The following is a 26,888-nucleotide window of genomic DNA, read 5'->3' on the forward strand; positions in this document are numbered from 1 at the left end:
TTGTTTTCAGATAGCGGAGGACACCTTTTTCTTTTGTATTGACACTTAATGGTGAAAATAGTAAAAAATTACAGTGGTACTGAAATTGTTTTATAAGTATAAAACATAGAGTGAGGAATATGACGAAAATATGGAATACATAAGCAAAAAAATCAGGAAAATACGCAGAAAAAATATTACATTAAAAGAATTGAGTGAGAAGACAGAATTATCAGTCAGTTTCTCGCCTCAATTCGAACGTGGAATTTCATCCATTACCCTGGTATCCCTGAAGAAGATTGCAGAGGCGCTGAACATCACAATGAAGGAATTGTTCGAAGACGAATCGGATGTACAGGGACAATTCGTTCATAAGAAAGACAGTGGTTCAGGATTATTGGGGCTTAAGAAGAAGTATGCAAGTTATGAGAGGTTAAGCGGTAAGTTCGAAGGACGTAAGTTAGAGAGTCTTTTGCTTCGGATGGAGCTGCTGCGTGAGGATTTTGAAGCGTGTACGCATGAAGGAGAGGAACAGAAAGGGTGCAAAGACTGCACTGATTACGACAAAGGGATTCCGCTGGAACGTGACCCGGAACTGGTAGCATGGGATGTAAAGAACGAATATATATCTGTTCGCCAGGACGGAGTTGCCATGAGTGATTTCTCCGGTGCATGCTGCCCGACAGATGGAAAGGTGTCCATGGGCTATGCAATATTTCCACCAGGAACCGTGGTACCGCCTGCGTCTCATACCGGCGATGAATATTCTTACATCATCTCCGGAAAAGTAAAATGTGAGTGCAATGGCAAGAGCAATGAATTATGTGCCGGAGAAGCATCATTTATTCCGGCCGGAGAAGTCCATAGCAGCATGAACGACTCGGACGAAGACGCTACACTGGTATGGATGCTGATTGAAAAAGAATAGAGAAAAGAAAATCTGGCGGCGGGGTAATACCTGCCGCCATTTTTATAAGTTTCAGTCTTTTCAAATGCGGAAATAGGTTGTATTATCGAACTTAGAAAAGAGATTGTAATGAACCGTTGGTTTTATGATTAAAGGAGGAGACACTATGTTAGAAGTGGGAACCAAGGCACCGGCATTTTCACTGCCGGATCAGAATGGACAAGTGCATTCGCTTGAGGAGTACAGAGGTAAAAAGGTAATCTTATATTTTTATCCGAGGGATAATACTCCGGGGTGTACGAAACAGGCATGTGGTTATTCACAGCTGTATCCACAGTTTCAGGAAAAAGGGGCAGTTGTCATCGGAATCAGTAAGGATACGGTAGCTTCGCATAAGAGATTTGAAGAAAAGCAGGGCCTGACTTTTACGATATTGTCAGACCCGGAATTGAAAGTAATTCAGGCTTATGATGTGTGGAAGGAAAAGAAGAATTATGGAAAAGTGTCGATGGGCGTTGTGCGGACAACGTACCTGATTGACGAAGATGGTGTGATCATCAAAGCAAATGATAAGGTAAAAGCAGCCGATGATCCGGCGAAGATGTTAGAAGAGGTGTAATATGGGAACAGAACTTAGAATGGAAAAGCGGAAGATGCAGATGGCTTTATTGGGGAAAGAGTCATGTGTGCCGGATCTGTCCGGGGAAAGTATCTTACAGAATCAGCTGCGATTTCAGCTGCCGGAGGATTCTGAATTGTACGATGGATATGGGAGGGTGAAAAGTGCCTATCCGTATCGCCAGAGAAATGGATATTGCAGAGAACTCAAAGAGCGTAAAGTACAGACGGCTGTTCTGGAAAATCAATATCTGAAAGCCGTATTTTTGCCAGAATATGGTGGAAGATTGTGGGAACTGTGGGATAAGGAGCAAGATCAGAATCTTCTGTATACGAATGATGTTCTTCGATTCAGTAACCTGGCGACTAGAAATGCATGGTTCAGTGGAGGCGTAGAATGGAATATTGGTATTATCGGGCATACTCCATTTACGACAGAACAGATGTATGTTGCCCAGACGGAAGACGAAGCGGGCAATCCGGTTCTTCGAATGTACGAATATGAAAGAATCCGTGATGTCACATACCAGATGGATTTTTGGCTGGAAGAAGATTCCCGTTTCCTAAATTGCAGGATGCGGATTGTGAATGAAAATGATGAGGTAGTGCCGATGTACTGGTGGAGTAACATGGCAGTGCCGGAATTCGACGGCGGAAGAATCATTGTTCCGGCCAGAGCCGCATATACGACGGTAGATAAAGAGGTTCGAAAAGTAGAGATTCCGATGGTTCGGGGCGTGGATGTCACCGATTATAAGAAGATTCCGAAGTCTGTGGATTATTTCTTTGAGATAGAAGAGGATATGCCGAAGTATATTGCAAATGTTAATGCAGAGGGATACGGCCTTCTTCAGATGTCAACGGACAGAATGAAAAGCCGGAAGTTATTCTCCTGGGGCAGTCAGGCAGCTTCTGACCACTGGCAGGAATTCCTGACGGAGAATGCAGGAAGATATATTGAGATTCAGGCCGGCCTTGCAAAGACACAGTATGGCTGTATTCCTATGGCACCACACACTGCATGGGAATGGATGGAGCAATATGGGGCAATTCAGATCGATGCACAGAAGCTTCAGGAATCTCATGAAGAGCGAAGTGCAGAAGTCACAGAGATGCTCCTAAAAAGAGAAAGTCACAGGCATCTGAAAGAAAAGCTGAAAGCATCCAAGCCAATGGCTTTAAAGAAAGCGGATCTTGTGCAGGCGGGAAGCGGCTATGGAATCCTTGGAGTTCATGGCAAGTGGACGGATCATCTGGAATTTGTAGATGAAGAAGGGGATTATGCCCGCTGGAAAGCATTCATAGAAGGCGGCAGATTGCATTGTCCGAAGCCTGAGAAAAGACCGGATGTATTCTTGAATGATGAAGAAAGCTTTACCAGATTAAAGGAAGCTGTCAAAGAACAGGAAAAACATAATTGGTACGCGCACTACCAGTTGGGAGTTCGTTATTATATGGATGGAAAATTCAAGAAAGCAGAGCAGGAATTTCAGACATCCAGAACACTGGAGGAAAATGCATGGGCACTTCACGCGCTTGCCTGTCTGACTTTGCGGAAAGGAAAGAATAAGAAAGCAGCCCGGTATATGTTAAAAGGAATGAAGCTTCAGAAGAAGGAATGCTCATATCAAAAAGAAGGATTCAAGATATTGATTAGTTGTGAAGCTTATACGGAACTGTGTGCATCTTATAAAAAGCTGAGCAAAAAACTTCAGGCTGACAGCAGATTGCGGTTCTATTATATCCAGGCATTAGGCGAGAGTGGAAAAGAAGAAAAGGCTTATGAACTGATGGAAGAAGATGGAGGATTGGTGCTTGATGATCTCCGGGAAGGAGAGGATACTCTGGGACAATTATGGAAGAAACTGCACGATGCTGTCTCAGAAGAAGAGGAAGAAGTACCTTACAGGTATCAGTTCATGGCATTTGAGTAATGTGGAGGATTTTATGAAAGAAATCATCTATATCATTTTGTCCTGGATCAGTTCAAAATCCATCAAGGCACGCCGTGTATAGTCATATTTAGACATTTATTGCAAACACATTTGAAAAGAGTTGAATTTGGTTTGCACGTAGTGATATGCTGGTTCTCAAGAAAACATGGTTGGGAGAAAAATTATGAGAAAAGAATCCGATATAATGAACATGAAAGTCTATGAATCCATGTGTTATAGCCTGGCGAAAGCATACACTACAGGAGTACGTTTGTATCAAGACGGCACTCCTTTATATTATTTTTCGCCTTACTGTATTGAGCCAGATCCGTTAGGTCCCTTTTTATCTCAAATCATAGATTCTGGACATGATGTAGGCATAATCACGACATCTTTATATCAGTTTTATGCTTTTCTTACATTAAAGCCAGGTCTTCGACTAATTCTTGGACCAACGTGTGCTTTAAAAGGCAGCGGACAAGAAATGGAAGAATTGCTGGCAATCCTGAGGATTGAAGAAGAGAAAAAGAATGCTTACGTTCGATGGTTATGCAGCACGCCTGTCATTAACATTCAGCGGCTTGCATGGTTGTTAGTATCTCTAGAAACAATGTTGCGAAAGCGGGCATTTGCGATTGAGGAAGTATGGATGGAAAGACCGCCGGAAAGCATCCAGAATTCTGTACAAATAGAGTATACCGGGAATCGAATGAATAATATAGAAGATATGGGATTATCTCAGGCAGTTGAGCAAAGCTTTAGTTGGGAACAACTGGTATGTTCTTATGTTGAGAATGGACAGGCAGACCAGCTGAAAGAACTATTCAGTGCTCCGCCGAAAGTATACACAGGGAGTATCGTATATGATGAATTGCGGCAAATAAAAAACAGAGGGATTGCCATGGCAGACAGCGTATCGAAGGCTGCGATTCGGGGAGGACTGGATGTTCAGCAGGCATTTCTTGCGATGGAACTATATATTCAGAAGCTAGAACTGATGCAGGATTGTCCTGCGGTAGAACGGCTTTTTCAGGAAATGGTGATTGATTTTGCAGAGCAGGTAGAAAAATTACGATGTCCTGCAGATGATAAAAGGCACTTTTGCAGAATGTGTATTCAATATATTTCACGGAATGTTTTCGCACCGATTCGAACAGAAAGTATGGCAAAAGAATTAGGCTATAGCAGATCCTACTTATGTAGCCGATTCAAACAGGAGATGGGACTTTCTATTACCCAGTACATTCAACAGGAGAAGACAGAAGAGGCAAAACGCTTACTTCGTTTCAGCAATTACAATTTAAGCGAAGTAGCAAGTCTGCTTAATTTTTCCTCTCAGAGTCATTTTCAGACGGTGTTTAAAAGAATCACAGGCGAGACCCCGTTGGCATATCGAAAGAAAGTAAAAGTAATAAAATAATTCAATGTATAGAAAATGTAAATAAATACAAAAATATATTACAAAAATCAATAGATATATCCGGAAGAAATAAAACAAATATAAAATAAAACTAACATATATGAAATACTGGAAAATCCGTGGATGGTAGAATACAGATATCCGGGTATCGGAACATTACTTAATAGTATTGAAATATATCAATTCATTCAGAGGATATATTTGCAGAAGCCAGTAGAAGAGTAATGGAAGATATGAATAGACGAAAAGGGAGGAAATATGATAGGAAGCTTCTGGACATATCATATAAAAACTATGAAGAAGAAACTAATCAGTGTATTGTTGATTGCCGCTATGACGCTTACCATGCTTGCGGGCTGTGGCGGAAGCAAAGAGAGCAGTGAAAGCAGTGAGGATGCAGCTGAGGAATCATCAGGAGAAAAAATTACATTTATGGTACCTGACTGGGGTGTACCAACAGATGATCAGCTTGCTGCATTTACAGAGGAAACAGGAATTGAAGTTGAGATTGCTGAAGTTGGATGGGATGATATCCGTGAGAAATTAGCAACAGCTGCTTCTGCCGGAGAATGTGCAGCAGATGTTGTGGAAGTTGACTGGTCATGGGTCGGAGAATTTGATGCGGCAGATTGGTTAGAGCCATTGGAAGTATCAGATGAAGATAAGGAAGATATGCCGACACTCGAAACATTTACAAAGGATGGAAAGGTTCTGGCAATTCCATATGCGAACGACTACCGTTTGTCATATTATAACACAAAGCAGTTTGAAGCGGCTGGTATTACAGAGGAACCACAGACTTGGGATGATGTTCTGGAAGATTGCAGAACACTTAAATCTACAGGGACTGTAGACTATCCATTTGCAATTGCATTAAATGCAGAAGAAAAGACATCTACATGTTTAATGTGGCTGGCATATACCATGAATGGCGTGGTATGGAACGATGACGGAACTTTCAATAAAGATTCTGTATTAGAAGCATTGAAGTATATAGAAACATTGGTAAATGAAGAGTTAGTAGCTCCAGAAGATAAGACATCTTCAGGTATGGATGCTTATATGCGTATCTGTGGTGGTACAGCAAGCTTCCTTACAGGTCCTACCTCTTTCATATCCAGAAGCCAGAACGAAGAAATCTGCAGCGTTGTTGGAGAAATCGAATCCATCCTTGTCCCGGGTAAAGATGGAAAAGCAACTCAGACAATGGCACTTCCAGAAGCTATTGGTGTTACAAAAGCTTCCGAGAACAAAGAAGCTGCTAAGAAATTCGTAGAATGGTATACATCTGCTGATATGCAGAAACAGTTAAATGAAACAAACAGTGCAATTCCTACACGTAATTCTGTTCTGGAAGAGCTGATCAATGACGGAACGATCGAGAATGCAGGAGCAATGTTAGAAGAAGCAAACTTAATCTCTTCTCCATTCCCGAACGGAGTACCTTCTTATTATGCGGAGATGAGCAGTGCAATGTACAATGCAATCAATAAGATGGCACTTGGCGAATGCACAGCAGAAGAAGCATTTGATGAGATGGAAACAGCTTTAGAGAAATTAATCAACGAATAATTTAAGGAATAAATGATGAAAAAAAAGATATTACCTTATCTTTTACTAACACCCATGATTCTTATCATGGGTGTATTAGTATTTTATCCGATCATTGCTACATTTTCATACAGTTTAAAGAAATGGAAGCTGACAGCTCCTGGAGATATTCACTATATAGGAATTAAGAATTACATTGATATTATTCAGTCAGATTCTTTTTGGTACAGCCTGCAGAATACAATCTTTATCCTTGTATTTGTTGTTGTGTTTACAACGATATTTGGATATCTGGTGGCAGCTTTTCTTAATGTTGATGTGAAATGGTCTGGTTTGTTATTGGCATTAGCGATTCTTCCGTGGGCATTGCCGCCTTTTGTAAATGGTATCTTATGGAAGTTTGTATTTTTCTCTGGATATGGATTTTTGAATAAACTTTTGATTGGCATTGGAATTATCAGTAAACCAATTGAGTTCTTAAGCTCAAGATGGACACTTCTGCTGGTGATTTCCATTGTTGTTGTCTGGAGAAGCATCCCTTTTATGGCGCTCGTTTGTCTGGCCGGACGTCAATCGATTCCTGACAGTCTGTTTGAAGCAGCAAAAATAGACGGAGGTACATCAAGGACTATTTTCTGTCATATTATGATGCCGCTTATGAAACCTTTCCTTGCAGTAGGAATTACTTCAACATCGGTAACAGCAATCAATGTGTTTGATGAAATTGTGGCTCTTTCGGGATACAGTGATCTAGGAAAGAATATCTTAATGGAAAGTTATCTGACCACATTTACATTCCTGAATTTTGGAAAAGGAAGTGCCATGACATACATTGTAATGTTCTTCGCATTGATCCTTGGAATATTCTACTTGCGAAGCCTAAATAAGGAGGTGGAATATTGATGAAATATGCGAAAAAATTCGGATATGTTCTGGCTACGATTTTGTTCCTGATTTTTACGGTAGGGCCTTTTGTCTGGACCTTTATTATATCCATTACACCTGATTACGCAATTTTTGCGCCGACGAGCAAGCTACTGCCAGATGATATGATATTTTCCAATTATGTGGAGATGTTTTCCGGAAGCCGGAGAGGAAATACTTTTTTTACTGGAATGTTTAATTCTTTAAGGGCAGTCTGTATTACGCTTTGCATCGGGATTCCGATTGCGATGATGAGTGCCTATGCATTAAGTAGAATGGAATTTAAAGGAAGGAAGGTTATTAAGAATCTTCTTTTGGTAACAATGGTTATTCCTGTAATGGCAACGATTATTCCGCTGTATCGTATGTTTGCAATGGCAAAATTGTTGAATAATATTGTCTGGCTCAGTATGGTGTATGTGAGTTCCTACCTTCCAATGGCAACCTGGCTGATTTCCAATTATTTTGCAACGATTCCAAAGGAGCTGGAAGAGGCAGCTATGATTGACGGATGCGGAAAAGCGGCTTCGTTTTTCCGAATCATATTGCCGCTTTCCTATCCAATTATATTATCAGTCACGCTGATTATGTTTTTAAATACCTGGAGCCAATTCCAGATTCCACTGATTCTGGCATCTTCTATGGAAACAAAGCCAATGGCAATTGTTGTATCAGAATTTATGACCAAAGATTCCATACAGTATGGTCTGATTGCAGCTGCAGGAATGATTGCGTTGATTCCACCGGCGGTGACGGCACTGTTCTTCCGGAAATATCTGATTTCTGGTATGATGAGAGGCTCTGTAAAAGGGTAATAAGTTGTAAAAATATATATTCATTCGAGCATCCCGCAATACATGCCTTCGGCTGGCGGGCTCTGCTCGATAATGTATTTTATATACCAGCTTTGGAGGATTCCAGAGCATTGATCACGCGATCACACCAGGCATCAAATTCTGGATCAGGTATCTGGCATTCTTCAGGGTGGGATAATACATAATCAAGGGCAATTCGTACGCCCTGGTCGAGGCGGACCGTAGTTCTCATATCAGGCACAACTCTTTTTAGTTTCGTGTTGTCAAATACGACAGAGACAGATTTGTCACCAGTCAGTTTTCCTTCGAAATCATATCCATATTTATCACCAACTGCAGAGAGATAGTCTGAAGCTACATGGTAAGGGTGAAGTGTCACGCCCAAAGCATCTGCGATCGTCTGATAGATCTGATTCCATGTAAGAGTTTCATCTCCGGTAATCTGGAATGCTTCTCCGATTGCATGACGATTGCCCATAAGACCGGTATAACCAATTGCAAAATCTGTATTAAATGTCATAGTCCATAGAGAAGAGCCATCTCCGTGAATAATGACAGGTTTTTCTTCGATCATTCGCTGAACGACCTGCCAGGAACCATTCTTCCCATGGACACCCAATGGAATACGACGCTCGTCATAGGTATGGCTTGGACGGACAATTGTTACCGGAAAGCCTTCTTTTCGATACTTATCCATCAGGAATTCCTCACAGGCAATTTTGTCCCGGGAATATTGCCAGTGTGGATTCGCAAGAGTAGTTCCCTCTGTGATCAGATAATTGGCAGCAGGTTTGTGGTAGGCAGAAGCAGTACTGGTAAAGATATACTGCTTAGTTTTTCCTTGGAACAGGCGGTAATCGCGTTTTACATCTTCGACATGATACCCGATGAATTCACAGACAGTGTCAAAAGTCATATCCTTGATTGCTTCTGCAACAGCTGCTTCATCATGAATATCAGCAATAATCTGATGAACGCCTTCTGGTACAGCCTGTGTCCGGCTGCCACGGTTGAGAGTCCATACTTCCCAGTTCAATTCTTGTATAAGCCTTTTTACGATAGCGGTACTGATTGTACCCGTTCCCCCAATAAATAATGCTTTCATAGTATAATCCCTTCTTTCTTCAGAATCCTTTCCCTCAATTTTTTGTATATTCTATCGTGTGATTGGTTTGAAGATCAATTAGATGATATCAACAGGTTACTAGTTTATTTTATCATATTTTTAGTATATACTATATCAGTAGGAGTAGATTTTTGCAAAAGATGCGAAAAAGGAGGAGTTCGAATGAAACTGGCGGATGTATCAAACGGACCAGATTGGATCGTATGGGTAGTGTTTGTAATCTTTGTAGTCATCTCCATCGTTCTGCTCTCCGGACATGGGAGCTGGTTTATTGCCGGTTACAATACAGCCTCAAAAGAAGAAAAGAAAAAATATGATGAGAAGAAGTTATGTAGGACGATGGGGATTGGAATGGCAGTGATCTCCATCCTGATTCTTATCATGGAAGTGTTTGAAGATGTATTGCCGGTTAGCTTTGTATATATATCGGTGGGAATTATACTGATTGATTGTCTGGTGATTATTATCGTAAGTAATACGATCTGTAAAAAGTAGATGCGGCTGCTTCATCGGCAATAAATTGGTGTGAATAGAATAAAAGTTGTATGGATAATGAAGGAGAAATCGGCATTAGCCGATTTCCCCTTTTCTTTTGGAATTTTCCCGGTGGATTCTTGATTTTATTCCATTCCCAGATATGTGTTGTAGATATCTTTCGAGATATTTGCTTTGATATCTTCATACACATTCTGGGAATTTTCTCGGATTTCATCTCTTACTTCATCAGAGAGGGTAATGATCTCTGTGCCGCTGTCTTCAATTGTAGTAATTCGTTCAGCAATTCTCTCATCAGACTGTTTTCGGGCATATTCTGTTGCGGTCTTTGCGGCCTGAGTCATGATGTCCTGTTCTTCCTTAGTGAGATTCTGGAAAAATGCATCATTTACGATCAGGGAGATCAGATGTGGCAGGTGGTTGGTCTCCACCACATAATCCTGCTGCTCATATAGCTTATTAGATACGATGACTTCATATGGATTCTCCTGCGCATCAATTGTGTGCTGCTGAAGTCCAATGTATACTTCACTGAAGCTCATCGGTGTCGGGTTGGCATGTAAGCTTTTCCAGAATGCCAGGTGGTAGCTGTTTTCCATGGTCCGAATCTTCTGGCCCTTAAAATCTGCAAATTCATATATTGGCGTGTTGGTACTCATGACACGGAACCCCTGATCAGCCATCCCCAGAAGATGGTAACCGCCTTCCGTGTACACATTACTGATCAAGTCGAAAAATTCTGGGTCATCTAAGGTCTCTCTGCAATCGTCCAGTGAATCGAATACACATGGCAGGTCAAAAACTGCGAGATCAGGCATGAAGGTTACCTGAGGAGCAGTGTTCTGTACAATGAATGGGATATCGCCGTCTGCGCAGGTCTCCAGAAGATCACGGTCACCTCCGAGCGTAGAGTTGGGATAGACCTGAATCTTCATCTTCCCGTCACTGAGACGTGAGACTTCTTCCGCAAATTTTTCGGAAAAGATCTGAGTAACGGTGTCTTCTGGACTTGCAGTGGCAAGCGGCCATGCGTAACGCTGTACATCCTCTTCTTCACTGGAATTACCACAGCCGGTAAGGAACAAAGAAGAAGCTATTATAAGGACAAGGCCGGTAGATATTAAACGCGATTTTATCTTACGAAATTTCATTTCATGCCTCCTATAACAATGCCAGAGAAAGTGCCGAGATGAATGTAATCAAAAGTAATGCAGCTAAAAAGTATATAATCATGGGCATAGCTTTCTTCGCAATTGTCATGACCGGAACATCTGTTAATGAGCTGGCAACAAAAAGATTTACTCCGATTGGAGGAGTTACAAATCCAATGGCAAGGTTCACTACCATGATTACACCGAACTGAACAGGATCCATACCAAGATTCGTAACGATTGGCAGAAGGATTGGTGTCAGAATCAGGATAGCAGGTGTCGTATCCATTACCATACCTACAATTAATAGGAACAGATTAATCACGAAAAGGATCAGCACAGGGCTATGGAAGTTGTTGCTGATAAATTCACTGACTGTCTGAGGAACCTGCATTAATGTCAGTACCCTTGAAAAAGCAGTAGAAGTCGCCAGAATGAAAAGAATGGGGGTAAATGTTCGGATTGCTTCTTGTAAGATACCCCAGATGTCCTTGATTCGAATACTTCTATATACAACCAGACTGATAAACAGAGCATAAAACACGGAGATAACAGCAGCCTCTGTCGGAGATGCAATTCCGCTGTAGATGCATCCAAGAATGATAACAGGACTTAAAATTGCAAAAAAGCTTTCTTTGATTACTTTGAATAACCCTTTGTCGTGTAATCTTTTTACTTCCGCATGAATCTTTTCTTTGTCTTCTCCATTACGTTTACAATAGAAGATAGCATAGAACATGAGAAGTCCGCCAATCATGAGACCGGGAATGATACCTGCCAGGAACAGATTGCTTACGGATGCTCCAGAAGCCATTCCGTACATGATGAATGGAATGCTTGGTGGAATAATGACACCTAAGCCGCCGGCAACAGCAACAATCGCGGTAGTAAAGGTAAGATCATAACCGAGACTTGTCAGAATCGGAATGGTCATACTTCCAACTGCGGCAACAGTAGCAGGTGCAGAACCAGAGATTGCTCCATAGAAAAGACATGTCACAATTACGGCACAAGGCATGCCTGCTGTCAGATTACCAAGAAAGTATGCAAAGATGTCGAATAACTTTCTGGAGATACCACCCTTGGCCATGATGATTCCGGACAGAACGAACATCGGAACTGCCAATAATGGGAAAGAATCCAGACCGCCAAACATCGCCCGAATCAAATATTTTGCACCTACTGTGAAAGACGGGTCACATATGGATGGAAGGACGGATGTGATTCCAAGTGTAATAGATACAGGAATCGCAATGATCAGTCCGACCACGAAGATGATAAATAATAAAGCGACTGGCATATTACGAAACCTCCTTACTTGAGTCTTTTATATTATGGGTGAGGTTGTCAATTTCGGATTTGGTGTCAGCATTTGCCTGAATAAATGATTCCGGAGTGTTTCGTTCCGGGTGTGCCGGGTCAAAGACATTCTCACCTCTGGCAATACGGAATTCAATGATCCATCTCTGCAGGATTCGGAATGCAACCAGAATAAAAGAAACAAAAGGTGCTGCCTGAACGTAATACATTGGAATGGAGCAGGCAGGGGATACCTGACCGCTTTCTACGGCAGACATCATATAAGAATATGCAAAAGGAATCATGTAGATAAAGAATATCAGCTCGAAGGTATGGTTGATAACCTTGATGACTGCTTTTCCGCGCCGTGGAAATATTGCGACAAACTGTTCAATCTTAATAGATAAGCATTTTTTGCTGCAGTAACTAACGCTAAGAAAGCCGCACCATATAAACAGATAGCGTGTTAATTCTTCTGACCAGGACAGAGACATTCCCAGTGCATAGCGGCAAAAGACCTGTATGCCCATGATGAGTGTCATTCCGATCAGGAGAATGATCAGAAGAAATTCTTCAAGATTTTCATCCAGCCAGTGAATTGCTTTTTTCATTTTTACCTCCTTGCAAGATATCTGATAACCTGACTATTGCCCGAAGCCCGTTATGGACTCCAGGCAATAGTCAAGGTTTTTGTGATTTTTATAATGCGTTATGAAGTAGTTCAAGAACAGTGCTTAAATCATTCACGCCCATCTGTCCTGGAGCAGAAGCTTTCTTTGCAGCACCAAAAGTCAGTGCAGAACCAAATACTTCACCGCAGAGACGGCTGATTACACCGGTACCTGCCATAGACATGGTAATGATCGGTCTGTCGGCATATTCGGATGCCATTTCCTCTGTTGCGGCAAGAAGTGTAAGTACATCCTTTTTATTCTGAGGCATTACAGCAATCTTCGGAATATCAGCGCCCAGATCCTGCATTTTTCTAAGACGGCCTACGATATCATCCTTATCAGGAGTCTTGAAGAAATCATGGTTGGATGCCACAACCTTTACACCTGCAGCATGAGCACCTTCAATAATCTCTTTTACGATCTCGTCACCGGTGAATACTTCAACATCGATCAGATCAACATATCCTGACTGGGCAGCTTTGATGTTTAACTGTGCATAAGCTACATCCTCAATTGCCTTTTCGCCACCTTCCTTGGAAGTACGGAATGTCATCAGGATAGGTGTATTTCCCAGAGCATCTCTTAAGTCTTTCAATACATCGAGTACCTGATCAAAGTCAAATACACCTTCGAACCAGTCAACACGCCATTCCACAACATCGACCGGGATAGCGTCAAATGTCTTTGCTTCAGCAATAATCTCTTCTTTTGTTACTCCAACGATCGGTACACAGATTTTGGGGATACCGGCACCGATTTCAATATCTCTGACACGAACTGTATTCATATTTTATCCTTCCTTTTCTATCATAGTTTGCCAATTATTTTGATTATAATGAAATTATTCAGCAGATGCAAGCTCCACCATTTTTGCATAGCGCAGGTTTACAAATACTCCAAGAAGTACGCCGATTGCGGTAAGAATGATGTTCATCGTCATAACGCCAGACGGACTCATCTTTGAAGCTGCTGTTAAGATTGTATAGTTACAGAGTGAAGATGCGATCATAACTAATGCAGTTACCGTACCTTTAATCTTCGGGAAGAGCATATTACATACAGAAGTTGCAATCTGAAGAAGTCCGCCTGCTCCAGCCCACCCGATTACGAATGCACCAACAATGCAAAGTGTCTGTGACTTGCCCATGAGTACCAAGATCATGGTCGCAAGACAGATTGCTGGATAGACCATAATGAAGCGGACATCTTTAATCTTACGTGTCAAAATTGCAGTTACGATCAGTGCGAGCATAGTTCCCATGGAGTAGTAGGTCTGCATGATAGAAGGATCAGCCCAGCCTACCACTTCTTTGGCAAAATTCTGTGCACAGTTCAGCCATAACTGGAAGGTACCAGTGCAGGTGAATCCAATCAGGATCATAGCAACGGATTCGATGGAGAAATGTGTTTTCTTCATGCTTTCCAGTAAGCCTTCTTTCTTCTCTTTCTTCGCATCGGCATCCGGAAGAGGTGCAAAGAGAATCAAGATTACTAATATAATGTAGCAGATACCACAACCAATGAATAATGGGTTGTAAGATACAAGACCGGAAGCAGATGTTGTTACGGCAATACCGAGCACGAATGGAAGCAGCATCTGAGAGATAGCGATAAAGAACTTGATTCCCATCGTTGCAACACCAGGTGCAGAGTAGAATACTTCAGCAACAGCCGGGTAGATACCAGTATCAAGGAATGAATTGGCAATACCGCCGAGGATCGCGCAGATGTAAGCAATCTGGTAACCGCCATTTGCTCCTGCATTAAAAGCAAGTGCAAGACCAATTAAGTAGATTGCGTAGGAGGCACCTCCGATTACACAGGAAATGCGGCGCCCTAACTTGTCAGAGAGAGGACCGGCGAATGGAAGAGCAATCAGTCGTCCAAGACCTAATGCGGCAGAGATTGCTGTGATTGCCATTGCTTCTACGCCCCAGCTTGCTGCCAGAGCATCTTTGATGACAGCCTGTCCCAGAATAGAACAGCCGACACCATGGATAAAATAGTTCAGGTACAGAATCAGTGCACTTGGTAAATACTTTTTGTTCATTGGTAATGTTCTCCTTTTTGTGTTTTGTTTTCTTAGTATTCTGTCACAAACATAAGAAATGCAGCACCATATCGTTAAAAAACTAACGATTTGTTGTTTATATTTTATCAATCGGCGAATAGAATTTCCAATACCAATATATGTGAAAATTGATGCGTTCAGGCTATTGAAATGTTAGAATTATAAAGATAGAGATTATAAATCCATAGGTTTTATAGAAACAATCTATATAAGGAGGTGCGTATGACACTCAATCAGATATATTATTTTCAGACGGTTGCCAGATATGAAAATTATCGAAAGGCAGCAGAGGAACTTTATATCTCCCAGCCATCCTTGAGCCGTTCCATTGCGTCTTTAGAAAGCGAGCTTGGTGTCTTGCTTTTTGAAAAAAATGGAAGAGGGGTCAATCTGACAAAAGGTGGAAAACTTTTTTTGGAATATGCGGACCGGATTATTGATGAATGTGAGATTGCGAAGAATAAGATGAAGGAAATGGCAAGTGACGGAGGAAAGATTGATATTGGTTATGTATTCCCGCTTGCAAGTCACTACATTCCTCATAACGTAAGAGATTTTCTTAATAAAAAAGAAAATAAGAATGTTACATTTAACTTTTTTCAGAATCATACGAGTGCAATTGCAAAAAAAGTCAGATCTGGTGAGCTGGATGTCGGCTTCGGCGGATATATAGATAAAGAGGAATTTGAGTTCTTTCCTGTATTATCAGAAGAAATGGTACTGATTACACCAAAAGGGCATGAATTAGAATCTCATAAAAAAGTCTCTATCCAGGAACTACGGAATTATCCGGTGATCGGATATGACCGGGAATCCTGGCTTGGAAATTACACAAAGCAATTATATCGAAGGCTGGCATTTCAGCCCAATATTGTGGTGGAGTGCCCGGATGAACATTCCATTGTGGCTTTGGTGAGTGAAGATTTTGGAATTGCACTTGTTCCGGCAATTGAGGAGATCAATGAGAATCGTGTTAATATTCATAGATTTGATGATATTGAATTAATGCATCACACTTTCATGTTCTGGATGCGGGATCGTTATCAGCTGCCGGCCGTAGAAAGATTTATCGAATATATGAAGCAGAAAGCGCCATCATTGGAATGATAGCTTTAATGTATTAATAATTGACATAAAATGTATTTTACGTTATTGGTTCGCGGGATTATAATGAAGTCGTCACAAACAGAAGAGATGCCTTTCACAAATAATGATAAGGAGAGGGATTCATGAAAACAAATTATCCTAAGATATTTGAACCTTTAACAGTAAAAAGAATGACGATCCGTAATCGTATCGCTATGACTCCGATGGGAACTAATTATGGGGAGACAAGCGGTGAGATGAGTAACCGTCATATGAATTATTATTCCTTGCGTGCAAAAGGCGGAGTTGGCCTGATCATCTTAGAGAATGCCAATGTAGAATATCCTGTTGGTTCCAATGGAACAAGTCAGATTCGTATTGATCATGACAGTTTTATGCCACGTTACTACCAGCTGGTTGAGAACCTTCATAAGAATGGTGCGACAGTTGCGATTCAGATTAACCATGCAGGTGCATCTGCTTCTTCTGCAAGAACCGGAATGGAGACGGTATCCTCTTCCAATATTCCAACAAAAGTTGGCGGAGAGATTCCTCGTCCAATGAAAAAAGAAGAGATTCTTACAACTGTAAAGAAATATGGGGAAGCTGCAAAGAGAGTGCAGGCAATCGGGTTTGATGCTGTAGAGATTCACTGCGGACATTCATATCTGATGAGTCAGTTTATTTCCCCATATTATAATAAGAGAACCGATGAATTCGGAGGATCTGTAGAGAACCGCCTGCGTTTTCCACGCATGGTCTTAGAAGAAGTACGTAAGCAGGTCGGACCCTGGTTCCCGATTATTGTACGTATCTCAGCAGAAGAGCGTGTACCTGAAGGAAATACGTTAGAGGATACTCTGGAATATCTTCAGTATCTGGATGAATTTGTGGATATGTATGATGTATCCTGTGGCCTGAATCCATCTCTTCAGTATCAGATTGATTCGAACTACTTGCCGGATGGATGGCGTTCTTATCAGGCAAGAGCTGTCAAAGAAAAGTTTGGCAAACCTGTCATCAATGCCGGAAACTACCGTGACCCAGAGGTTGTAGAGAAAGTCCTCGAAAGCGGAGATGTAGATCTCGTCGGTATGGGACGTGGATTGATCGCGGATCCGGACTGGGTGGTAAAAGTCCAGAAAGGTGAAGATGATATGATACGAAAATGCATCTCCTGTAACGTCGGATGTGCCGGAAACCGTATCGGTGTGAATCGTCCGATTCGCTGTACAGTCAATCCTGCAGTTCCGGAAGGAGATATCTATAAGAAATTAAGAGTTAAGAAAAACTGTAATGTAGTTGTAGTCGGCGCAGGTACTGCAGGTCTTGAAGCTGCATGTACAGCAGCAGAAGTCGGATGTAATGTATTCGTACTGGAGAAGAAAGATCATGTTGGAGGATTATCTACATTTATTTCCGACCTTCCAAGCAAGACGCGTATGAAAGACTTCCCAAGATATCTGGAAAAACGTGCTGAGAAACTGCCGAACTTATACATGTTCTTAAATACAGAAGCTACCATTGATAAGATTAAGAACTTTAAGCCGGATATCGTTGTAAACGCGACAGGTTCTGTACCATTGGTTCCACCAATCCCAGGCCTGAGAGAGAATATTGCAGCCGGCAATGTAGCGACCATCTTTGATATGATCAATAACCTGAATGCAGGGAAGTACCCAGATGACTTCTGCAAAGGTAAGAAAGTTGTTGTTATGGGCGGAGGATCTGTAGGACTTGATGTGATTGAATACTTTGCACCACGGGGAGCAGAATGTGCTATCGTTGATATGCTTCCGCAGATTGGTATGATGGCAGATCCGATTACAAAGTGTTCGATGCGTGAGACCCATGACAAATACGGTGTAAAAGAGTACGTGAATACAGCACTCCAGGAAGTAAAAGAAAATGCATTTGTTGTAAAGACTCCGGAAGGCGAGATTAAAGAACTGGAATTTGACCTTGGATTTAACTGCCTGGGAATGAGAGCAAACAATCCACTCCTTGCAGAATTAGAAGAAGCATTTGCCGATACAGATACTTATGTATACCCAATCGGAGATTCTGTTCGTGCCCGCCGCATTATGGAAGGAACCATGGACGGCCGTGCTATCTTGAATGTACTCGAGTTCAAAGGATTATTAGACCTGGATGAGATAAAGTAGAATCTTTGAAATAGAAATAAAAAATAGATAAAAAAGTAAATTCAATAAAAGTAAACAGAGAGAAAAGAGGTAATAATCATGCCAAATATAACAGGACATACAGAACTAGTTGGATTGATGGCTTATCCGATTCGTCACACACAGTCACCTACGACACACAATCTTGCATATGACAAGAATGGCGACGATGTGATTCAGCTTGCTTTTGAAGTAGATAACGATTCTCTGGAGGCAGCAGTAAACAGTATCCGCGCGTTAAAGATGCTTGGATCTAACATCTCCATGCCAAATAAAACAGTCGTTCACAAATACCTGGAAGAAGTTGACGAGGCAGCACAGCTCTGTGGAGCCATCAATACCGTTGTAAATATGCGTGATGAGAATGGGCAGGTTACGGGAAGATTAAAAGGATATAACACTGACGGTATGGGATATTGGCAGGGAATCAAAGAAGAAGGAATTGACTTTAAGGGAATGAAGATGGTTCTGATCGGAACGGGAGGAGCTGCTACAGCCATTGCTGTTCGGGGAGCATTGGATGGAATTGCAGAACTTCACATCTTCAATATTAAGGATAAATTCTACGCTCGTGGAGAAGAGATTGTTGAAAAGATCAATAACAACACAGAATGTAAAGCAACCATGAATGATCTTGCAGATCTTGATCTTCTGAAAGAAAAAATGCAGGAAGCAGATATTTTCTGCGATGCGACAGGAGTAGGAATGCATCCGTTGGAAGACCTCTCAAATATTCCGGATACATCCTTCTTCCGCCCGGATCTGATCGTAACCGATACGGTATATGCTCCACGCGAGACAGTTATGATGAAGCAGGCAAAAGAAGCTGGCTGTACAAGAGTATATAACGGAATGAGTATGATGCTCTTCCAGGCATTGATTGCCATTGAGCTCTACACCGGGAAATCCACTGATGTAGAATACATGAAAGAGCAATTAGGAATCTAATCATAAGAATATCCCTCCATAAAAATAACATCAGGGTAAGCCTGATGTTATTTTTTAATTCCAGTGAAAGTTTTCTTTACCTGCCCCGATCAATATAGCATCTGCACACTCCAGTTTCTATTTTAAGATAGAAGGAATGCAGCTTCCTGAAGCGTCTGCCACATTAGAAGCAGAATACCGGAAAGCGGCAAACATTGAATAAATCTGAAAGTATTATGCTTAGATTGAATTGTATATAGGTAGATGTTATACTTTGTTTAAACAGGTGGTTGTATATGTGTTGGGAGATTTATCAAATTAAAAGAATTCACATAAAAGTATAAAGTAAGCGAGGAACGTCAGCAACAATTGCCTGTAAGCATAATAAAAGAGGAGAACAAAAATGGCAAAAGAAAAGAATGCAGCAAATGTCAGTAATATTTACCGATTAGGGGGACGGGTCCCTGTTGCGAAGGCAATTCCATTCGGTTTCCAACATGTATTAGCAATGTTTGTAGCAAATGTAACTCCGCTAATTATTATTGCGGGTGTTGCAGTATATAATGGACAGGCATTTACGCAGATAGAGACGGCGCAATTGATTCAGAATTGTATGCTTGTGGCAGGTATTGGTACATTGATACAGCTATATCCTATCTGGAAAATAGGCTCCGGACTTCCGATCGTTATGGGTTTAAGTTTTACTTTTTTAGCTGCATGTCTTGCGTCGGCTTCTCAGGATTACGGATACATGATAGGTGGTATCATCGTTGGCGGGTGTATTGAAGGTGTCTTAGGTCTTACAGCAAAATTCTGGAGGAAGCTAATCCAGCCTATCGTTGCCGGCTGTGTAGTTACGTCCATTGGTCTTAGTATTTTGAATGTAGGCGTTTCATCTTATGCCAGTTCTGCAAAATATGAAATCGGGGCATGGCAAAATCTTCTGGTCGGTACCATTACATTGGTTGCCTGTCTGACATTTCATGTGTTTGCCAAAGGCGTACTGAAGCAGCTGAATGTATTATTTGGTCTGATCGTTGGATATATTGTGGCCATTTGTTTTGGAATGGTAGATTTCTCGGCAATGGGCACCACGATTTCACAACTGGGGGTATTTTCATTTCCTTCATTATTTGCTTACGCACCTAAATTTAACATCGGTATTATTATTTCATTTGTTATTGTTTTTTTAGTTTCTGCGGTGGAAACGATCGGAGATACTACAGCCGCATGTACAGGTGCTCTTGGAAGAGATATCACAGATGAGGAAATCAGTGGATCTCTGGCTGTGGACGGATTTATGTCAGCGATTGCCGGAGGTGTTTTTGGAGTATCCCCAATTACGTCATTTAGCCAAAATATCGGTCTTTTGAAAATGACAAAAGTAGTCAATCGCTTTACAATCATGTTTGGTGCATTGCTGTTGATTCTTGGAGGCTTGTTTCCTCCGATCGGTGCATTTTTATCGACCTTGCCGGATTGCGTTCTTGGCGGATGCACCGTCATTATGTTTGGATCTATCGTTGTTGCCGGATTCGAGATGATTGCAAAAGTAGGATTTGATCATAGAAATATGATTATCGTTGCCACCTCTTTGTGTGTAGGGGTAGGCGTAACACAGGTGGAAGGCTTCTTCTCAGGATTGCCATCAATCTTCGGGGATATTTTCGGCTCCAATATGGTTGCCGGTGTTTTCATAATTTCACTTGTTTTGAGTTGGGTGCTGCCAAAAGACATGGAAATAGAAAGTGAGTAATACGGCAGACATTTTTATACCGCATATTGCTACCTACCCCTGCATACATTGTAAAAACAATAAATGTAGGGGTTTGGTATGAAAGATTATATTGAGGAACGGGCAGTAGAGATCGCATATTATATCATTGAACATAAGGCGACAGTGAGGCAGACTGCAAAAAAATTCGGAGTAAGCAAAAGTACCATACATAAAGATGTAACAGAAAGATTGCTCCAGATTAATCCTGCGCTTGCAGCGGAAGCAAGGAAGGTTCTCGACATCAACAAATCCGAGCGCCATATTCGTGGCGGACTAGCTACCAGAGAGAAATATTTACATATGGAACATCGATAAAAAAGTGGTGGGGAATATCATATCCTCCCAACCATTTTCAGTTTTCATTGTAAAAGCGGCAAGTGAAACAGCTTGCTGCTTTTTATTTATCTTCCCATGTAGTATAATTATTTCATACTTTGAAATGGAGAGAAATCTATGAGTTTGATCAATAAGATTCCAAAGGAGTTTTATAAACTTTTTGCGAGCAAATACAGGGAGTATTATCAACGGTTCCTGATATCGATCTATGAGGAATCCGGCAGGTCTTATTCGCTTCTGGGGCTTACGGAACGGGAATGCTGTGCGATTATGAATGAGTGGATTGCGGCGGAGACTTTGGACTGGAGTGAAGAGCAGTTTGACGAGGAAGGAGAACTGCTGACCAGGTCGAATATGACGTTTGTCTGTCTGAGGCATCTGGAGGAATGGGGATGGCTTCGGAAGGATTATGACGAATCGTTGAACAGTTATGTGGTGTCATTTCCAGAATACAGTCAGCTCTTTGTGGAGCTGTTCCAGCGTCTGTATAGTGAAGACAGTACCAAGGAACGGGAGAGCGTGCTGGCAGTCTACAGTTATCTGTATACTTACAGTGCGGATAAGGAGAAAAATAACGAGATTCTGAAGAGTGCCCTTCAGACCTCCCAGTCGTTGCTCCGGATGCTTTCGAATATGCAGGAGGGTATGAGAGGATATTTTGATGAGCTGTCCAGACAGAGAAGCTTCCTGGGAATTCAGGAAGTACTGGTCAATGAGATCAATAACAGTGACAGTAAGAAGTATGCGATTCTTACCACTACGGACAGTTTCTATCGATATAAGGAAGCGGTAAAGGAATTAATTGACCAGAACCTGAGTGAAAATGAAGTGCGAAGGCAGCAGTTTCTGGACCAGCAGGTGCAGCTTAAAATGCAGATGGAATCGGCAGAAAGTGTTCCTGTAGAATATACACCAAAGTATCGGAGGCTGGAGCGTGCGGTTGGTCTGTGCGAGGAGGCGATGGATATCATATACCGTATTGAACGGGAATTTGATGCCATCGAGCGCAGATATAATAAATTAATTGAGCAGAAGACGGTATTTGCAAGTCGGGCAGCAGCAAGAATCCGCTATATTCTGATGGAAGGAGCGGCTGAAGAGGATCAGACAGTGACACTTGTGAATCTTCTGAACCGAAGTAGTTGTCAGGAAGAGATCCTTACAAAACTGGCGGATCGAATGCACCTGACGGAGCGTTTCCATGTGATAACGGAACGAAGCCTGTTCAGAAAACGCGATTCTGAGAGGGGCTCTTTCGAGCCGCAGGCGGTTGTTCGGGAAGAAGAGCAGAGAGAGGATCTGGATTCTTTTGTATTAAAGCCGCTTTATACAGGCAAGGAGATCGCGGAATTCCGAAGAAAGAATATAAAGGACGGCAGATTTACAGTCACCAGAGATACCGTGCAGTCTATTGAGGATCTGGAGAAACTGTTCTTTGTATGGCAGGAGGCAACGGAGATTGCGGAGAATGATCAGGAGATTTCTATCGGAGAAGAATTGGAGAATGAAGAAGGGTTCCGCTTCTCAGAACTTACGATTAAAGAGTAACCGTAATAGGATTGAAAAATAGTTCGTAAGGAATATTTGGTGAGGGATACATAGAAGAAAAAACAGGAAGGGATAACGAGATGGCTTCATATATAGAAGAATTATCCGTGACAGAGGCGGAGAATCTAAAGAAAACGATATCAAAATTATTTCGTCAGACCTGTATCTTACAGATGCGGTATGACCCGGTGACACTGACTCCCAGAGATAATCTGGATTATGAGATCTGTGTCAGACACAGAGGCTTTATAGAAGAATATCTGGCGGTCCTGGGCTGCGAGCTGATCCATGACCCACAGGAGCATATTTTCCGGCTGGTAGGAGATGGTGTAGAGACGGAGAAAATGAGTCTGACGACTACCATTATTGTTTTGCTGGTGAAAATGATCTACAGGGACAAGATTCTTGGAGAAGGTTTAAATGCTACAGTGACCACACTGGAGGAGATTAGAGAGTATGGAAAGAATACCAATCTGCTGAACCGGAAGCTTACACTGGCGGAGTGGAGAGAAGCACTGTATCTGATGAGTAAGCATCAGATGATCGAGCTGCCTGGAGCGGTCAGGGATGTGGAAGATCATACGCCGATTTATTTATACAGTACGATTAATCTATACGTCAGTGCGGCGGATATTAATGCACTGGTAGAAGAGTACAGAGAGGAGGCCGCAGAAAATGAGACAATCGAAGAAGATATTTTCCCGGGTGCTGATTAACAACTGGGGCGGTATCAGCCATAAGGTGATGGAATTCCATGAATATGTGAATCTGTTCAGTGGCAAAAGCGGTTCTGGAAAGTCTACGGTGATGGATGCGATCCAGGTGGTACTGTATGGAAGCGTGGCTTCGACATTTTTGAATAAAGCCGCAGACGATGCCAAGAATAAGCGAAGTGTCTTAAGTTATCTCCGTGGAGCACAGAAGGACGGAACTTCTAATCGAGAAAATGTAGACTTCTGTTCTCAGATTGTACTGGAGATTGCAGATACCGGAAGTAAGCTGACGACTTGTATTGGGGTGGCTTTTGAAGTAGGAAGAAATGATCTGGATCTGAAGAAGTATTGCTTCTTCAGCCATTCTGGGAAGATGCCGGAAGATGAATATCTGACGGAGAGGGGGACCCCCTATACAATAGAACAGTTGAAACGACTGCTGAATCAGCGGAGCAAGTCCGAGGAAAATCGGGGACGAGTGGATGTGAACCGCATTTACCCATCCAAAGAGGCTTATCTGAACACAGTGTATGATTCCATCTTTGGCGGAATTGACCCGGGACGCCTGATGACGATGGAAAAAAGTGCCATTGCTCTTCGGATGACCAACGGGACAGGACAGTTCATCAAGGATTATATGTTCCCGAGAAGTAAGGAAGATACGGTTTCGACCATCAGTGAGCAGTTGGGTGCATACCGGGAGATCAAGGAACGGGTAGAGGATCTGGAACACCGGATTGAGATTCTGGATGAGATCCACAAGTATGATCTGGAACTGGTGCAGGCGAAAGCAGACAAGGTACGTACGGAGAGCGTTCTTCGAATCGTGGAGATAGAGAATTGTAAGACTCGTCTGGAGGCAAAAGAGGAAGACTTAAGAGGAATTCTTGTAAGAATCACGGAACTGGAAGAGAAGAAGACGGATCTGGAAGCGGTGAAGAAGGAGAAGACGGAGAAACTTATCGAAGTAAAGGCAGAGCTTCATGCCAGTGATTACGGCCTGAAGAAGAAAGAACTGGATGATATGGAGACGGCTCTTCAGCTGCTTTCTGGAAATGCCAGACAGTGGCGCGAGATTCTCAATGGACTGAAAGCCTGGGACGAGGATGAGGAGATCAGCAGCTATGTAAGTAATCCAACCTTGCAGGCTCTGGATGATGTGGTCAATGGAGAAGTGTCCATTCAAGCTATTGAAAAGTTGAAAAAAGGAATTCAGAATACGCTGGAGATGATCGGAGAAGAACTGGATGACTTAAATGACACGATCCGTTCGACTACAAAGGAACTGAATGAGAAGAGAGAGATGGTGGAGGACCTGAAAAATGACCGGAAGCCATATCGAAAAGAACTAAAGAGTGCCCGGGCAGAACTGCAGAATGAATTAAGCAGCCGATACGGACATACCATTCATGTGGAAATCCTTGCGGATCTGTTTGATATTACCGAGGAAAAGTGGAAGAATGCCATTGAAGGCAGACTGGGACGGATCAAGCACAGCCTTGTGACGGAGCCACAGTATGCCCTGGAAGCGGCAAAGATATTTCGTAAGATGAAGAAAAAAGAATACGAGGATGTAGAACTGATCAATACATCTGCTATCAAAAGAGACCAGCCACAGGCAGAGACAGGGACATTATATGAAGCTGTTGCAGCAGAGGAGCCTTATGTGGATCTGTGTCTGAGGCGATACTTGGGGCGTATTTATAAATGCGATACAGTGGAAGAACTTCATGAGGTGCGCGATGGCGTAACGCCGGATTGTTATTCTTACAGCAATTATATCTTCCGGCATCTGAGAGAAGCGGACTATGACCGCTATGCCTGCATTGGCACGAAGGTATCTAAGAAGAAGTTAAAGGAGCTGGAGGATGAGGTCTATGAATTAGAGAAGAATCAGCTTGCGGATATGCAGATGCGAGATACATTAAAGCAGGCACAGACTTTTGAACAATTGAACCAGAATCCAGAGCAGTTATTGCAATTGGCAGGGGCCGCAGATGAGCTGGAGAAGTATCTGAAGAAGCAAGATCAGCTTAAAAAAGAACTGAAAGAATTGGAAGATGGTACCTTGACGGCGCAGCTAAAGGCGCAAAAAGAAGAACTCGAACAGGTGATCGAGGAACTGGATGACAGACTTGAGCAGATTGGTGAAGAACGTATTGGGCGTAAGAAGGACCAGGGGTTTGCAGAACGAGATCTGGCCGGATTCCAGGAAAAACTGGCATTCCTTCAGGAGGGCTTTGTCGTTAATGAAGAATTGCTGGAAGAGGTGCAAAAGACGTTGGAAACACAGTCTGAGGTGTCCTACCGTAGGAAACAAAACGACCGTCTGGCAGAATTAACGGAGCAGGAAGAAAGGGCGGAGAAAGCCAGAGCCCTTGCACGAGGCCGGTTTAACCGGGAATATCCGGCGTATGGATTTACCGGAATCGAGCACGGCAATGAAGTGTATGATAAGGTATTGGAGCAGCTGCGCAAGGACTTTGAGCCCAAATATAAAGAAGACTTCGAGAAGCAGTATCGTCTGGTCTACCATTCCCTGCGTGAAAATGTCATTGCCACGATTCACGGTGAGATAAAGGCAGCTTATCGGCATAAGCGAGAGATCAACCGGATGTTATCCAGAATCCGGTTCTCAGACAGTACTTATCAGATTGATATTCTTCCGGCCCAGAATGAGAACGGGCAGTTCTATGAGATGCTGATGGCACCGGAGCTTGACAGCAAAGTGCTGGATAACGATGGATTCGATGGACAGCTGAGTCTGGGAGAAGACGACTTTTACCAGAAATTCGAATCTCAGATTCAGAGATTGACGGAGAAGTTCATGCCACCGCGAGAGGAAGACGGGCAGAATCGGACTCTCCACAAACAGGAGATGGAGAAGTATGCAGATTACCGTAACTATCTGACCTTCAGCATGTATGAGCGTGTAGAAGATGAGCAGGGGAATGTGAAGAAAAATGCGGTAGATGAGATGGCCGGGCGAGATTCCGGCGGAGAGGGACAGAATCCAAAATATGTGGCACTTCTGGCTGGATTTGCTATGTTATATATGCAGCAGAGTAACCGTGAGTCCAAGATACGGCTGGTGCTTTTGGACGAGGCATTTTCTAAGATGGACAAAGAGCGAAGTGAAGTGTGCCTGCGTTATGCGAGAGAGCTGGAATTGCAGCTGATCGTCTGTGTGCCGGACGAGCGCCTTCAGTCGTTGATTCGGAACGTGGACAGTGTCTACGGATTCCGCAGACATCAGAATCAGATCTCGATGATGCATATTGATAAAGGAAATTATCTGGAGCTGATCGAGGGACAGACAGAGGAGCTTCAGAATCTTGATGCCTAAGGAGAGAA

Annotated in this window: 22 protein-coding genes; 16 read left to right on the forward strand and 6 right to left on the reverse strand. The window is 42.5% G+C overall.

Annotated elements, in window-relative coordinates; all coding sequences use genetic code 11:
* The first annotated feature begins 130 nt into the window (after window positions 1–130).
* The 7 genes from ACQRD1_RS03850 to ACQRD1_RS03880 all read left to right on the forward strand — a co-directional run bounded on the left by ACQRD1_RS03850 (window position 131) and on the right by ACQRD1_RS03880 (window position 8,148).
* Window positions 131–907, forward strand: a complete 777-nt coding sequence (locus ACQRD1_RS03850) for a helix-turn-helix domain-containing protein (protein ID WP_235232370.1) — start codon at window positions 131–133, stop codon at window positions 905–907.
* Window positions 908–1,052: 145 nt separating this feature from the next.
* Window positions 1,053–1,505, forward strand: coding sequence for a thioredoxin-dependent thiol peroxidase (gene bcp / locus ACQRD1_RS03855; RefSeq protein WP_235232369.1), 453 nt, complete (start codon window positions 1,053–1,055; stop codon window positions 1,503–1,505).
* Window position 1,506: 1 nt separating this feature from the next.
* Window positions 1,507–3,438, forward strand: coding sequence for a DUF5107 domain-containing protein (locus tag ACQRD1_RS03860; RefSeq protein ID WP_235232368.1), 1,932 nt, complete (start codon window positions 1,507–1,509; stop codon window positions 3,436–3,438).
* A gap of 184 nt (window positions 3,439–3,622) precedes the next feature.
* Window positions 3,623–4,858, forward strand: coding sequence for a helix-turn-helix domain-containing protein (locus ACQRD1_RS03865; RefSeq protein ID WP_235232367.1), 1,236 nt, complete (start codon window positions 3,623–3,625; stop codon window positions 4,856–4,858).
* Between the two features lie 258 nt (window positions 4,859–5,116).
* Entirely contained in the window at window positions 5,117–6,430 is a 1,314-nt protein-coding gene (locus tag ACQRD1_RS03870; protein ID WP_235232366.1) for a sugar ABC transporter substrate-binding protein, read from the forward strand.
* Between the two features lie 15 nt (window positions 6,431–6,445).
* Complete coding sequence (locus ACQRD1_RS03875; RefSeq protein ID WP_235232365.1) at window positions 6,446–7,312, forward strand: carbohydrate ABC transporter permease; 867 nt, start codon at window positions 6,446–6,448, stop codon at window positions 7,310–7,312.
* Entirely contained in the window at window positions 7,312–8,148 is an 837-nt protein-coding gene (locus ACQRD1_RS03880; RefSeq protein WP_235232364.1) for a carbohydrate ABC transporter permease, read from the forward strand. Before ACQRD1_RS03875 ends, ACQRD1_RS03880 begins: the two co-directional genes overlap by 1 nt.
* Before the next feature lie 79 nt (window positions 8,149–8,227).
* Here the strand turns inward: ACQRD1_RS03880 and ACQRD1_RS03885 are convergent, their stop codons facing one another.
* Complete coding sequence (locus ACQRD1_RS03885) at window positions 8,228–9,253, reverse strand: NAD-dependent epimerase/dehydratase family protein (RefSeq protein ID WP_235232363.1); 1,026 nt, start codon at window positions 9,251–9,253, stop codon at window positions 8,228–8,230.
* A gap of 183 nt (window positions 9,254–9,436) precedes the next feature.
* On the opposite strand from ACQRD1_RS03885, the gene ACQRD1_RS03890 reads away from it, so the two are divergent.
* Window positions 9,437–9,769, forward strand: coding sequence for a DUF3784 domain-containing protein (locus ACQRD1_RS03890; RefSeq protein ID WP_235232362.1), 333 nt, complete (start codon window positions 9,437–9,439; stop codon window positions 9,767–9,769).
* A gap of 125 nt (window positions 9,770–9,894) precedes the next feature.
* Here ACQRD1_RS03890 and ACQRD1_RS03895 read toward each other — a convergent pair whose 3' ends face one another.
* The 5 genes from ACQRD1_RS03895 to ACQRD1_RS03915 all read right to left on the reverse strand — a co-directional run bounded on the left by ACQRD1_RS03895 (window position 9,895) and on the right by ACQRD1_RS03915 (window position 14,943).
* On the reverse strand, window positions 9,895–10,920 hold the full coding sequence (locus ACQRD1_RS03895; protein ID WP_235232361.1) for a TRAP transporter substrate-binding protein: 1,026 nt from the start codon (window positions 10,918–10,920) through the stop codon (window positions 9,895–9,897).
* 10 nt (window positions 10,921–10,930) lie between these two features.
* Window positions 10,931–12,220 (reverse strand): TRAP transporter large permease, encoded by a 1,290-nt coding sequence (locus ACQRD1_RS03900; protein ID WP_235232360.1) that lies wholly within the window; start codon window positions 12,218–12,220, stop codon window positions 10,931–10,933.
* A 1-nt stretch (window position 12,221) separates the two neighbouring features.
* Window positions 12,222–12,830 (reverse strand): TRAP transporter small permease, encoded by a 609-nt coding sequence (locus tag ACQRD1_RS03905; RefSeq protein WP_235232359.1) that lies wholly within the window; start codon window positions 12,828–12,830, stop codon window positions 12,222–12,224.
* 88 nt (window positions 12,831–12,918) lie between these two features.
* Window positions 12,919–13,680: a type I 3-dehydroquinate dehydratase gene (gene aroD, locus ACQRD1_RS03910; RefSeq protein ID WP_235232358.1), complete on the reverse strand. Its 762-nt coding sequence runs from the start codon at window positions 13,678–13,680 to the stop codon at window positions 12,919–12,921.
* A gap of 54 nt (window positions 13,681–13,734) precedes the next feature.
* Window positions 13,735–14,943 (reverse strand): MFS transporter, encoded by a 1,209-nt coding sequence (locus tag ACQRD1_RS03915; protein WP_235232357.1) that lies wholly within the window; start codon window positions 14,941–14,943, stop codon window positions 13,735–13,737.
* 243 nt (window positions 14,944–15,186) lie between these two features.
* Here ACQRD1_RS03915 and ACQRD1_RS03920 point away from each other — a divergent pair, with 243 nt between their 5' ends.
* The 8 genes from ACQRD1_RS03920 (at window position 15,187) to ACQRD1_RS03955 (ending at window position 26,880) form a co-directional block, all read left to right on the forward strand.
* A complete protein-coding gene (locus ACQRD1_RS03920; protein WP_235232356.1) occupies window positions 15,187–16,071 on the forward strand; it encodes a LysR family transcriptional regulator in 885 nt (294 codons plus the stop codon).
* Between the two features lie 122 nt (window positions 16,072–16,193).
* The gene (locus ACQRD1_RS03925) at window positions 16,194–18,215 is read left to right on the forward strand and encodes an FAD-dependent oxidoreductase (RefSeq protein ID WP_235232355.1); all 2,022 of its coding nucleotides are present in this window, start codon (window positions 16,194–16,196) and stop codon (window positions 18,213–18,215) included.
* 75 nt (window positions 18,216–18,290) lie between these two features.
* On the forward strand, window positions 18,291–19,181 hold the full coding sequence (locus tag ACQRD1_RS03930) for a quinate/shikimate dehydrogenase (RefSeq protein ID WP_334302611.1): 891 nt from the start codon (window positions 18,291–18,293) through the stop codon (window positions 19,179–19,181).
* A gap of 382 nt (window positions 19,182–19,563) precedes the next feature.
* Window positions 19,564–20,916, forward strand: a complete 1,353-nt coding sequence (locus ACQRD1_RS03935; RefSeq protein WP_235232353.1) for a uracil-xanthine permease family protein — start codon at window positions 19,564–19,566, stop codon at window positions 20,914–20,916.
* Between the two features lie 78 nt (window positions 20,917–20,994).
* Complete coding sequence (spoIIID, locus tag ACQRD1_RS03940) at window positions 20,995–21,252, forward strand: sporulation transcriptional regulator SpoIIID (RefSeq protein ID WP_235232352.1); 258 nt, start codon at window positions 20,995–20,997, stop codon at window positions 21,250–21,252.
* 138 nt (window positions 21,253–21,390) lie between these two features.
* Entirely contained in the window at window positions 21,391–22,821 is a 1,431-nt protein-coding gene (locus ACQRD1_RS03945) for a Wadjet anti-phage system protein JetA family protein (RefSeq protein ID WP_235232351.1), read from the forward strand.
* Between the two features lie 80 nt (window positions 22,822–22,901).
* Window positions 22,902–23,537 carry a DUF4194 domain-containing protein gene (locus ACQRD1_RS03950; RefSeq protein WP_235232350.1) on the forward strand — a complete coding sequence of 212 codons (636 nt, stop codon included), beginning with the start codon at window positions 22,902–22,904 and terminating at the stop codon, window positions 23,535–23,537.
* Entirely contained in the window at window positions 23,497–26,880 is a 3,384-nt protein-coding gene (locus ACQRD1_RS03955; RefSeq protein WP_235232349.1) for an SbcC/MukB-like Walker B domain-containing protein, read from the forward strand. Before ACQRD1_RS03950 ends, ACQRD1_RS03955 begins: the two co-directional genes overlap by 41 nt.
* Window positions 26,881–26,888 lie beyond the last annotated feature (8 nt).

The sequence above is a fragment of the Bariatricus sp. SGI.019 genome (assembly GCF_050315235.1).
GTDB lineage: Bacteria > Bacillota > Clostridia > Lachnospirales > Lachnospiraceae > JAFBIX01.